Origin of the sequence: Mesorhizobium sp. M0621 (assembly GCF_040320745.1) — a bacterium.
Lineage (GTDB): Bacteria > Pseudomonadota > Alphaproteobacteria > Rhizobiales > Rhizobiaceae > Mesorhizobium.
Genome location: NZ_JAMYQF010000062.1, coordinates 23,483 through 34,792 on the forward strand (window position 1 = coordinate 23,483; position 11,310 = coordinate 34,792).

General features: G+C 62.9%; 10 protein-coding genes, 1 pseudogene and 1 riboswitch. Of the genes and pseudogenes, 5 read left to right on the forward strand and 6 right to left on the reverse strand.

Annotation, left to right across the window (positions count from 1 at the left end; all coding sequences use genetic code 11):
* Positions 1–23: 23 nt before the first annotated feature.
* The 3 genes from fba to NKI38_RS28835 form a co-directional block, all read right to left on the reverse strand.
* A complete protein-coding gene (gene fba / locus NKI38_RS28825; protein WP_352631487.1) occupies positions 24–1,088 on the reverse strand; it encodes a class II fructose-bisphosphate aldolase in 1,065 nt (354 codons plus the stop codon).
* A 158-nt stretch (positions 1,089–1,246) separates the two neighbouring features.
* The gene (locus NKI38_RS28830; protein ID WP_352663681.1) at positions 1,247–1,720 is read right to left on the reverse strand and encodes a 6,7-dimethyl-8-ribityllumazine synthase; all 474 of its coding nucleotides are present in this window, start codon (positions 1,718–1,720) and stop codon (positions 1,247–1,249) included.
* A gap of 78 nt (positions 1,721–1,798) precedes the next feature.
* A riboswitch (FMN riboswitch) is annotated at positions 1,799–1,946 on the reverse strand.
* A 69-nt stretch (positions 1,947–2,015) separates the two neighbouring features.
* Positions 2,016–3,194 (reverse strand): MFS transporter, encoded by a 1,179-nt coding sequence (locus NKI38_RS28835; protein WP_352663683.1) that lies wholly within the window; start codon positions 3,192–3,194, stop codon positions 2,016–2,018.
* A gap of 48 nt (positions 3,195–3,242) precedes the next feature.
* On the opposite strand from NKI38_RS28835, the gene NKI38_RS28840 reads away from it, so the two are divergent.
* Positions 3,243–3,782 carry an Lrp/AsnC family transcriptional regulator gene (locus NKI38_RS28840; protein ID WP_352663685.1) on the forward strand — a complete coding sequence of 180 codons (540 nt, stop codon included), beginning with the start codon at positions 3,243–3,245 and terminating at the stop codon, positions 3,780–3,782.
* An 18-nt stretch (positions 3,783–3,800) separates the two neighbouring features.
* Here NKI38_RS28840 and mtnA read toward each other — a convergent pair whose 3' ends face one another.
* Both mtnA and mtnK read right to left on the reverse strand, forming a co-directional pair.
* Positions 3,801–4,895 carry an S-methyl-5-thioribose-1-phosphate isomerase gene (mtnA, locus tag NKI38_RS28845; RefSeq protein ID WP_352663687.1) on the reverse strand — a complete coding sequence of 365 codons (1,095 nt, stop codon included), beginning with the start codon at positions 4,893–4,895 and terminating at the stop codon, positions 3,801–3,803.
* Complete coding sequence (mtnK, locus tag NKI38_RS28850) at positions 4,892–6,166, reverse strand: S-methyl-5-thioribose kinase (protein ID WP_352663689.1); 1,275 nt, start codon at positions 6,164–6,166, stop codon at positions 4,892–4,894. Before mtnK ends, mtnA begins: the two co-directional genes overlap by 4 nt.
* 135 nt (positions 6,167–6,301) lie before the next feature.
* Between mtnK and NKI38_RS28855 the strand changes: the two genes are divergently transcribed.
* The 4 genes and pseudogenes from NKI38_RS28855 to NKI38_RS28870 all read left to right on the forward strand — a co-directional run bounded on the left by NKI38_RS28855 (position 6,302) and on the right by NKI38_RS28870 (position 10,942).
* Positions 6,302–7,813, forward strand: a complete 1,512-nt coding sequence (locus NKI38_RS28855) for a sugar ABC transporter ATP-binding protein (protein ID WP_352663691.1) — start codon at positions 6,302–6,304, stop codon at positions 7,811–7,813.
* 80 nt (positions 7,814–7,893) lie between these two features.
* Positions 7,894–8,889 (forward strand): ABC transporter permease, encoded by a 996-nt coding sequence (locus tag NKI38_RS28860; RefSeq protein ID WP_352663693.1) that lies wholly within the window; start codon positions 7,894–7,896, stop codon positions 8,887–8,889.
* Between the two features lie 50 nt (positions 8,890–8,939).
* Complete coding sequence (locus NKI38_RS28865) at positions 8,940–9,992, forward strand: substrate-binding domain-containing protein (protein WP_352663695.1); 1,053 nt, start codon at positions 8,940–8,942, stop codon at positions 9,990–9,992.
* Between the two features lie 104 nt (positions 9,993–10,096).
* Positions 10,097–10,942: pseudogene (locus NKI38_RS28870) on the forward strand (acyl-CoA thioester hydrolase/BAAT C-terminal domain-containing protein).
* Positions 10,943–10,957: 15 nt separating this feature from the next.
* On the opposite strand, the gene NKI38_RS28875 reads toward NKI38_RS28870, so the two are convergent.
* Positions 10,958–11,251 carry a type II toxin-antitoxin system RelE/ParE family toxin gene (locus NKI38_RS28875; protein ID WP_352663697.1) on the reverse strand — a complete coding sequence of 98 codons (294 nt, stop codon included), beginning with the start codon at positions 11,249–11,251 and terminating at the stop codon, positions 10,958–10,960.
* Positions 11,252–11,310 lie beyond the last annotated feature (59 nt).

Genomic DNA, 11,310 nt, shown 5'->3' on the forward strand with positions numbered 1-11,310 from the left:
GCTCTGGGAGAGATCGCTGGAGCTCACCCAAACTTCGGGTCGAGACTGCCTGACTTATACCGCTTGGCCATCTCCGCGACCGGCAGCGGCTTGATCTTCTGCGCGTTGCCGGCGGTGCCGAACTGTTCGAAGCGCTCCTTGCAGAGCTTGCGCATCGCAGCCATGGCAGGCGTCAGATATTTGCGCGGATCGAATTCGCTCGGGTTCTCGGTCAGCACCTTGCGGATCGCGCCGGTCAGCGCCATGCGGTTGTCGGTGTCGATGTTGATCTTGCGCACGCCGTGCTTGATGCCGCGCTGGATCTCCTCGACCGGGACGCCCCAGGTCGGCTTCATCTGGCCGCCATATTTGTTGATGATCTCCTGCAGGTCCTCCGGCACCGAGGACGAACCGTGCATGACCAGATGCATGTTGGGCAGGCGGCGGTGGATTTCCTCGATGACGTTCATGGCCAGCACCGCGCCGTCAGGCTTGCGCGAGAATTTGTAGGCGCCGTGGCTGGTGCCCATGGCAACCGCCAGCGCATCGACATGGGTATCCCTAGCGAACTCCACCGCCTGTTCGGGGTCGGTCAGCAACTGGTCGTGGCTGATCGCGCCTTCGACGCCGTGGCCGTCTTCCTGCTCGCCGCCGCCGCTCTCCAGCGAACCGAGCACGCCGATCTCGCCTTCGACAGACACGCCGCCCCAATGCGCCATGTCGACGACGCGTTTGGTGATGCCGGAATTGTAGGCGTAGTCGGCAGGCGTCTTGCCGTCTTCCTTCAGCGACCCGTCCATCATGACGGAAGTGAAGCCGTACTGGATCGCGGTGACGCAGGTGGCTTCGTTGTTGCCGTGGTCGAGATGCATGCAGACCGGAATGTCGGGGTGGATTTCGACCAGCGCATCGATCAGCTTGGCCAGCACCACGTCATTGGCATAGGCCCGAGCGCCGCGGCTTGCCTGCAGGATGACCGGTGATTTGGTCTCCTCGGCGGCCTCCATGATGGCGAGGCCCTGTTCCATATTGTTCATGTTGAAGGCGGGCACGCCGTAGCCGTATTCGGCGGCGTGGTCGAGCAATTGTCTCAGTGTTATGCGAGCCACCCAATAGTCTCCCGTATCTGGTTTCAAGCGCAACGTCGCGGGCCAGCCGTTCGCCGGCCGGCCCTTGATGCTTCTGGCCGGATTTCAGGTCAACCGCAACCTTCAGAAGTCTTGTCGATCGCAATTCTTGTTGCAGGGCTGAAATCCGGGCTCTTTGGTCAGGCCGCGATCAATTCCCGCGCCGCCAGGATCTGCACGCAGGCGTTGGCCGCTTCCTTGCCCTTGACCGTGAAGTGCTCGAAGAAGAAGCGGTGGTGCTCGGCGCTGTCGTGGTAGTTGTGCGGGGTGAGCACAGCCGACAGCACCGGCACGCCGGTCGACAGCTGCACGTTCATCATGCCGTCGATCACCGCGCTGGCGACGAACTCATGCCGGTAGATGCCGCCATTGACGACAAAGGCGGTGCCGAGGATCGCGGCATAGCGGCCGGTTTGGGCCAGGGTCTTGGCGTGCAGCGGAATTTCATAGGCGCCCGGCACGTCGAAGACATCGACGGCGAAGCGATTCTCCCCAAGCGCGGAAAGCTCCGCCTCGAAGGCTTGCACGCATTGGTCGACGATATCCGCGTGCCAGCGCGCCCTGATAACGGCGATGCGGGTCGTTTCATAGTCTTTATGGGAATGCTGATTCATGGGTCCATCCTTCCGTTTCGAACCAGAATCAGGACGCACGATACGAAAGCCGGCCCGCCAAAGGCGGTCCGTTTTCCGTTTCGTTCTCTTCCATCCGGACTCTAACCGTCGGCTCCGGAATCACACCGGATCTGCTGACCTTTCCGATTTTACCGGAAAGCGCTCGCGGGCTTGGGCCGAAACCCTTACCGCCGGTGGGGACTTTCACCCCGCCCTGAGAACTTTAACGGCTTTGTATGGAAGGGCAGGGGTGCCGCTGTCAACCGGACGAAGGGCCGATGACCAAGACAGTCTGTCAATTGGATCGGCGCCACGCCGCCGCCGACGCAGCAACCAGCATCAGCACTGCCGCGACCGCCGCGCATGCCGCAAAACCAAAGCTGGAATAAAGTGGCCCGAAGCTGGTGGTGCCGACGAAGACCGCCAGATAGGTCACCGCGCTGTTCAGGCCCATGATCGTACCGCGCCGCGACGGATCAAGTGCCGACAGGCGCATCACCAGGACATTCAGCCCGAAATGATTGGCCAGTCCCCAGACCGCCACCATGGTCAAGGTCAGCCCGAAACTGCCGCTCGTCGCGGCCATGGCGACGTAGACGACGGCGACCAGAAGATAGGCGAATGGCATGACTCTGCGTGCACCCAGCCGGTCGATGACGCCATCGAGGAGAGCAGCGGTGCCGAACCCGATGCCATAGGCGAGTGCGGCGAGCCCATTGGCGCTGACGGGCTCTCCCAGCCCGACGTGAAGATGGTCGCCGAGATAGCCATAGACACCATAGAAGGCGGTCATGAAGGCGGCGCAGGCAATGAGCAGCGGGACGATGCCGGGAATGCCGAGCGCGTCCAGCGGGGTCGGTGCCGGGCCGCTTTTCCTGACATCGTTTAGCGAGGAGAGTGAGAGGCCGGCCAATGCAAGCACCGCCAGCAGAGCGACTGCTGCGAAAACGGCGCGCCAGTGCACGAGATCGGCAAGCACGGCCGACAGCGAAACACCGGCGACCATGCTGAGCGTCCATCCGGTCAGCACGACGCCGATCGTGCCGCTTTCACGGCCGGGCGGCGCGATGGCGGCCGCACTGGCATAGATCGCCGGCATGGCGATGCCTGCAGCGATGCCGGCAAGCAGCTGCGCCGCGACCAGCATGATCACCGTTGGTGCCACGGCACTTGCGACAAGCGCCAGTGCCAACAGCAACAGTGCGCCCTGCAGCATCTGGCGCGCGCCGAGCCGGTCGATATAGCGGGCCAGGAACAGCGCGCTTGCGGAGGTGCCAAGGCCGAACGCGGCCGCCGCGATCATCACGGCCGGCACACTGGTTGCGAAAGACGAGGCGACGGCCGGTGCAATCGGACCCAACACAAGCGAATTCGAGCCGATGACCGCAATGCATCCGGTCAGCAGGTAAGCTAGCGCCGGGATAGGGGCTCGGGCGCTTGGCGCCAATGATGCAACTTGATCTGCGTTCGACATATCGTCATAATCGCCGTATTTTATTCAGCTGCAATCGGGAAATTCGCCATGGATGAAGAAACAGATGGTATTACGCAGAACAAGGCTGCGGCCCGCGACCTCGACGCGATAGACCGAAGAATATTAGGCGTCCTGGTCGACGACGCCACGATCAGCTACGCCGAACTGGGCGATCGCGTGGGCTTGTCGCCTCCTGCCGCGCACGAGCGCGTCAAACGCCTTCGACGCAGCCGCGCCATCCGGAACACCGCGGCGATCATCGATCCCCGGGCGGTGAAAAAGCCTTTGCTTGCCTTTGTCCATATCGACACCAAGGGCTGGGGAAAGACGCCGGAGCTGATGGCGGTCTCGGAGTATCCGGAGGTCGAGGAGATCCATTCGGTTGCCGGCGACAGCTGCATGCTGCTCAAGGTCCGCACCGAGGACACCAGGGCTCTCGAAGGATTGCTGTCGCGCCTTTACGAGACGCCTGGCGTCACTTCGACACGCAGCTATGTGGTGCTGTCGACCTATCTCGAGCGGCCGGTGCAGCCCGGCACCACCACGCAGTGGCCAACGCCAAGGCATATGGCCAAGCCGCTGTATTGAGGGTTCGACGGTCGGCTCCTACCCGCGCTCGGGAAACATCGCCTTCAAGCCTTCGCGCGACGCCTTGGCGACGCCGCGCTCGGTGATCAGGCCGGTCACCAGCCGCGCCGGCGTCACGTCGAAAGCCGGATTTGCCGCAGGCGTCGTCTCCGGCGAAATGCGCACCTGGGCAATCTCGCCGCTGGCGGTCTTGCCCCAGACCAGCGAGACCTCGTCGGCCGAGCGCTGCTCGATCGGGATTTCGGCCAGACCGTCATGCACCGTCCAGTCGATGGTCGGCGACGGCAGTGCGACATAGAACGGCACATCATTGTCGGCGGCGGCGAGCGCCTTGAGGTAGGTGCCGATCTTGTTGCAGACGTCCCCATTGGCAGTCGTGCGGTCGGTGCCTACGATGACCATGTCGATCTCGCCACGCTGCATCAGATGACCGCCGGCATTGTCGACGATCAGCGTGTGCGGCACACCGTGCCCGGCCATCTCCCACGCGGTCAGTTGGGCGCCCTGGTTGCGCGGCCGCGTCTCGTCGACATAGACGTGGACCGGAATGCCGGCCTCTGTCGCCAGATAGATCGGCGCGGTGGCGGTGCCGTAGTCGACGGTCGCCAGCCAGCCGGCATTGCAGTGCGTCAGGATGTTGACCGGCTCGCCCTTCTGCTTGCGCGCCGCGATCGCCTTGATGATGGCGAGACCGTTCTCACCAATGGCGCGGTTGAGGTCGACATCCTCGTCGGCGATCTCACCGGCGCGCCGATAGGCGGCTGCGGCGCGTTGCTCTGTTGGCAGCGGGCGGAGGAAGCGCCGCATCTCATCCAGCGCCCAGCGCAGATTGATCGCGGTCGGGCGCGTTTCGTGCAGGGTCTCCCACACCGCATCGAGGGCTGCATCGGACGCATCGTCCGCCATCTGCATGGCGACGCCATAGGCAGCGGTGACGCCGATCAGCGGCGCGCCGCGCACCCACATGTCGCGGATCGCGGTGGCGATGCCGGCAACCGTGCCGATCGTCTCGATGCGGAAATCATGCGGCAGCCAGCGCTGGTCGATGATCTCCACCGAACGCCCGTCGTCGCTCAGCCAGATGGTGCGATAGAGGCGGTCGCCGACGTTCAAATGCTGCTCTCCTGTTCAATCAGCGCGGCCAGTTGGTTGACCTCGTCGATGCTGTGGATCTGGCGCCGATTGACGGCGATATGACGGCCGAATTTCAGCGCCTTTGCCTCACAACTGGCGCGCAAATCCTCGTCGGCAATGGTCTCAAAATCGGCATTGTGGGCGAGACCGAGGATGCGCCGGTGAACCTCGATGCCGGCAAAGCCGAGCAGATCGGTCCAGATCTGGTGCAGCACATGGTCGAGCGCCTGCTCCGCGCCGAGCCTGTCGCCCTGATCCTCGAACAGGCTCCTCTGATAGAGCATGCCGGTGCGTTCGGTGCGCCACAGATGCGAGAACTCGGCGCGGAATACCAACCAGGTCTCGACCGTCACGCCGAGCAGATAGGCGCGCATGGCGTCGCGCTTTCCTTCCTGCTCGTGCCCGCGCTGCGAGAAGAACGACATCCAGAAATTGGCGAGCAGCATGCCGACGTCGAAGGCCATCGGACCGTAGAAGGCGAACTCCGGATCGATCATCCGGGTTTCGGTGTCGGTGACCATGATCGAGCCGGAATGCAAATCGCCATGCAGCAGCGTTTCGGCATTGGCGGCAAAGATGTGCTTCAGCCGCTGCGCCTCGACCTTGAGGTCGCGGTCGGCACGCAGTTCGGCGACAATGCCGTCGAGCTGCGGCGAGGTGTGCCGGTTCATCTTGGCATCGAAATAGGGGTCGGAAAACACCAGGCTCTCGGTGATGTCGCAGAGTTCGACATTGTCGGCGAACAGCGCCAGGTCGGCTTTGCGGTCCTTGGCCGCCATATGCAGGTCGGAGCCGCGAAACAGCGTGCGGGCCATGAACAGGCCGATATCCCGGGCAATGTTCGGCAATCGCCGGCCTTCGATCAGCGCGCGGCGCAGGATGATGTGCGGCGGCGCCAGATATTCCATGATGATCAGCGCCTGACGTTCATCGAAATAATGGATCGCCGGCACCGATCCGGGCGCGCGCGCTTCTTGCCTTGTCAGCGCGTGATATTCGAAGAAGGAGCGTTTTAAGGGCAGCGGCCAGCTGTCACCGACCAAGCGGACATAGGGCAGGGCCTGCTTGACCACCGCCGCACCGCTGGCGCCCTCGACGATGAACACCAGGTTGAGATTGCCGTCACCGACCTCGCGGACCTTCCAGGCGCCAGTGTCCTTGCCGATCTTCGCGCACAACGCATCGTTTGTGGAAAGGCGGACTGCCAGGGTCTCGACCGACAGGGCTTCGAACGGCAAATCTTCAGTCATCGTCATCCTCCCGCATATGCGCTCCCAACATAATTGAGGCATGGCGGCTGGGCCAAGCTAGGAAGCGATCTGGCAATTGTCAATCGTGTTGACAATTGCCGATACAGCCCATAGCGTCATGTCAGGGAGGAACGCATGGTCGGCAATGCCGTGTTCCGCGTAGAGGGACTGAGGAAATCCTTTGGCCACAACGAGGTGCTTGGCGGCGTCTCGCTTGAATTGCATGCGGGCGAAGCGACCGTGCTGATGGGCGCCAACGGTGCCGGCAAATCCACCCTCGTCAAGATCATCTCCGGCGTCTACGAACGCGGTGGCGGCACGATGGCGCTCGCCGACCAGGATTTTGCGCCGAAAACCCCGGCTGAGGCGATCCGCGCCGGCGTCGTCACCGTTCACCAGAACATCAATGACGGTGTCGTCGCCGATCTCGACGTCGCCACCAATTTGACCCTCGACAGGCTGAGCGGCAGCGGCGCGCCGACCCTGTTCAATCCGGTCCGCGTGCGCCGGGAGGCCAAGGCGGTCGCGGACCGCATGGGGCTGGCCATCGATTTGAAGGCGCGGGTGAGCGATCTTTCGCTGGCCGATCGCCAGATGGTGGCGATTGCCCGCGCACTGGCGCACCAGCCGAAAGTGCTGATCCTCGATGAGCCGACCTCATCGCTCTCCAGCACCGAGGCTGATCGGCTGTTTGAGCTGATCGACAGGCTGCGCGAGCAAGGCGTGGCGATCCTCTACATCTCGCATCGCATGTCGGATATCAGGCGGTTGGCCGACCGCATCGTCTCTATGCGCGACGGGATCATCTCAGGCATCTTCGACAAGAAGCCGCTCGACTATGAAGGCGCGGTCAACGCCATGCTCGGCCGCAAGATCCATCTCGACCAGATCATTGTCAGGAATTCGGCCAAGGCAATCCTGACGATCGAGCGCCTGCGCATCGCGCCAAGTGCCCGGCCGATCTCGCTGACGCTCGGCGACGGCGAGGTCGTTGCCATCACCGGTCTCGTCGGTGTCGGCAAGACAGCACTCGCCGAGACGCTTTTTGGCGTGCGCAGGCCGCTTTCCGGCACCATGACGATGAACGGCAAGCCCTATGCGCCGCGATCGACGGGTGAGGCGATCGCCGCCGGCGTGTTCCTTGTCGCCAAGGACCGCGGCGAGAACGGCATCGTCGGCGGCTTCAACATCCAGGAGAATATCAGCCTGCCGTTCCACAAGCGCATGTCACGTTTCGCTGTTCTCAGGCGCCGCCTGGAACGCGCCACGGCGCGCCGGCAGATACAGGAACTGGGCATCGTCTGCCGCTCCGAGAAGGACGACATGTCGGAGCTGTCCGGCGGCAACCAGCAAAAGGTGATGGTCGCCCGGTGGATGGCTCAGGATGCCAGACTGTTCATTCTGGACGAGCCGTTTCAGGGCGTCGACATTTCCGCGCGCCGCGACATTGCCGCCAAGCTCAGGGCAAGTGCCAACGGCCGCGCCACGCTGCTGTTCGTCACAGAACTCGACGAGGCGCTGGAGACCGCCGACCGCATCCTGGTGATGTCTGAGCAGACCATCGTCGGCGAGCATCGCAATGCCGAAGTCGATCTCGACCGGCTGCTGGCCGAAGTCGCTGGTGGGCGGCTGCACAACGCCGTCTGATGGGCGGTAAATAGGAATTGGAATGGAGAGACAATGGGTTCGAGTTGGGTAAAGACGGCAGCGGCGCGCGGGAGCGCTGAATGACGTTGCGCGACCATGCCATCCGCTATGGGTTCATCGTGCTCTTGTTCGGGCTTGTCGCCTATTTCGCGATCGCCGCCGCCGGTTTCGTCTCGCCGCAAAGTGCCGTCTTCATCTTCCAGTCGGTCGCCATCACCGGCGTGCTGGCGCTCGGCGTCACCGCGACGCTCGTCGTCGGCGGCTTCGACCTGTCGATCGGCTCGGTCGCCACATCAGCCATGATGGCGGCGGCCTATGTGATGGTGGTGCTGGAGCAGAACGCTTTTGTCGCGGTCGTCGTCTGCCTGCTCATCGGCGCCATTGTCGGCCTGATCAACGGCTGGCTGATCGTCTACATGCGCGTGCCCGATCTGCTGGCGACGCTCGGCATGATGTTCCTGCTCGTCGGCCTGCAGCGCATTCCGACAGAAGGCCGCTCGATCGCCACCGGCATGACCATGCCCGACGGTTCGGTCGCCAACGGCAAATTCTCCGACGCCTTCCTGGCGCTCGGACGCCACCGCTTCGATTTCTTCATCCCCAATCTCATTCCGGTGTCGGTGGTGGTACTGCTCGTGCTCGCCGTGCTGATCTGGTTCTTCCTCGAATACACCCGTTTCGGCCGCATGATGTATGCGGTCGGCAGCAACGAGCGGGCCGCCGAACTCGCAGGCGCGCCTGTCAAGGCATACAAGATCTGGGCCTACGTCATTTCGGGAGTTTTTGCCTCGATCGGCGGCATCTTGCTCGCCGCCCGGCTTGGACGCGGCGACATCGCCTCGGGTAATAATCTGCTGCTCGATGCGGTTGCCGCGGCGCTGATCGGCTACGCGGTGCTCGGTGCCGCCAAGCCGAACGCCTTCGGCACCGCCATCGGCGCGCTGTTCGTCGGCATCTTGCTGCAGGGCCTGACGATGATGAACGCGCCTTACTACACGCAGGATTTCGTCAAGGGCGTGGTTCTGGTCGTCGCCCTTGTCTTCACCTTTGCCCTTTCGGGCAGGGGCAGGAGGTAGCTTTCGACCGGAACAGGATTTTGGGTTCAACAAGAGTGGAGGAAAACAAAATGAGCATTACAAGAAGACTTCTGGGGAAGGTGGCGCTCGGATTGGCCGGCGCAACCATGCTGATGCAATTCCCGGCGCTGGCCGCGGACAAGCCGGCGCCGTTCGACAAGCCCGGCGTCAAGATCGCGCTGGTGCGTTACCTCTCGACCGGTGACTTCTTCCAGGCCTATCTCAGCGGCGTCGAGGCGCAGTCGAAGGCTCTCGGCATCGACCTGCGCGTGCTCGACAGCCGCCAGGACGCCGCGCTTCAGTCCGATATGGTCGACCAGGCCATCGCGCTCGGCGTGCAGGGCATCATCATCCAGCACGGCCTGACGGAATCGATGAAGGACGCCGCGCAGCGCGCGGTCGACGCCGGCATCAAGGTGGTGGCCTTCGACGTCAATGTCGAAAACCCCAAGATCCCGCAGGTCGAACAGTCCGACCGCGACCTTGCGCGCCTCGCGCTTGAGCAGGCGGTCAAGGACAATGGCGAGAGCTGGAATGCCGGCTATGTCTATGTCGCCGGCATCGCGCCGCTCGACCGCCGCAACGAGACCTGGGTCGACGTGAAGAAGAAATATGCGGGCGTCAAGGAAGTCGCGATGTTCGGCACCCTCGACAACCCGATCGCCAACTCCGTCGCCAACCAGGCGCGTTCGGTGCTGTCAGCCCATCCCGACATCAAGGTGATGTTCGCCCCCTATGACGAATTCGCCAAGGGCGTGAAGATCGCGGTTGACGAAGCCGGGCTCAACAAGGGCATCAAGATCTATTCGGCCGATATCTCGACGTCCGATATCGCTGCGATGCGCGAGCCCGACAGCGCCTGGGCTGCGACCGCCGCCACCAACCCGGCCGTCGTCGGCCAGGTTTCGGTGCGCGCGCTGGCACAGCTGCTGGTTGGTGAAGACCCCGGCCATAACGTCGTCGTGCCGCCGACGCTGATCACCCAGAAGGACCTCATCGACAAGGATATCAAGAACATGGAAGACCTATCGGCCAAGCTGCCGCAGTTCGCCCATGCCGATGTCGCGATGCCGGCCTGGATGCCGAACCCGAACGCCAAGTAGGCGTCGCTATCGAAGGCCGCTTGCAGCATCTTGTTGCAGGCGGCCTTCTTGCCGAATATTTGTAGAGCTGGCTCGTAGGTGCCGGCCCAAGGTTCGGTGCGTATATGGAAGCACAGGCGGTAATCGAGGAAGACCTGTCCGGCGCCGTCGCCGGAACATTGTTTCGATGCCCGCACGCTACCACCGGCGTCGTGGTGCTGGGCGGATCGAGCGGCCGCGTCGATGTCGGGCGCGCACGGCTCTTTGCAAACGAGGGCTCGTCGGCCTTGGCCTTGCAGTGGTTTGGCGGCGAACGCCAGGCTCCCGGAATATGCGAAATTCCCCTCGAAACCTTCTTTGCGGCAACCAACTTTCTCATTGAAACAGGATGCCGCCGCATAGTCTACGTTGGCACATCCAAGGGTGCCGAGGCATCACTGCTTGCGGCGGTCCATGACCAGCGCATCAACGCTGTGGTCGCTATCAGCCCGTCATCGGTGGTTTGGGGAAATATCGGTGCGGGCCGGGATGGTGTCAGTTGGCCTGAACGATCCTCATGGTCGCTCGACGGTATTCCCCTGCCGTTCGTGCCGACGGATCCGAATTGGAGCCGAGAGTATGTGGATGGCCTTGTGTCCTACCGAGGACACTTCGAGCATTGTTTGAAAGCCTTCGAATGGGAAGCAAATGCGGCAGCCATCCCCGTTGAGACTGCATCGGCCGAGATTCTGCTGGTCGCAGGTGGCGACGACGCGCTGTGACCCTCCCTGTGGTTCGCCACGGAGATTGTTCGGCGGCGCGGCGAAGCTGGCAAGGTCACCCGTCTCGTTTCATCGCCGGATGCGGGTCACCGCATTCTCCTGCCAGGCGAAAACACTCCACGCTCGGCACTGCATGCACACGGAGGCAATGACGAGGCTGATTCAAGGCTTGGCAGAAAGGCTTGGAAAGGCATCCGGGAACTGCTGTAGCAGACCGGTTTCGGGCTACAGCCAGTGTTCCGGATCGCGCATCCCGTGGACAATCGCCACGACTAGGACGCCATCCGATTGCGGTTCGTAAATGACAACATAACGGCCTTCTATGAGCACACGGGCCGTTGCGCTCAATTCGGGCCGGGCGGTGCCCATCTTGGAGTGTTGAGCCGCCAATCCCAGCTTGTCAAAAATGCGCATTAGCAGCTTGTCCGCCGCTTTTTCATTGTCGATTGCTATGGTGTGCCAGATATCTCGCAAATCCTGCGAGGATCGTGTCCCGCGGCGTGGTGTAGCTGGCGGCATTGGTCGCCGTGCTCTCCGGCATGGGCCGGGCTGATCAGCGCGCCACTGCTGGCAGGCTG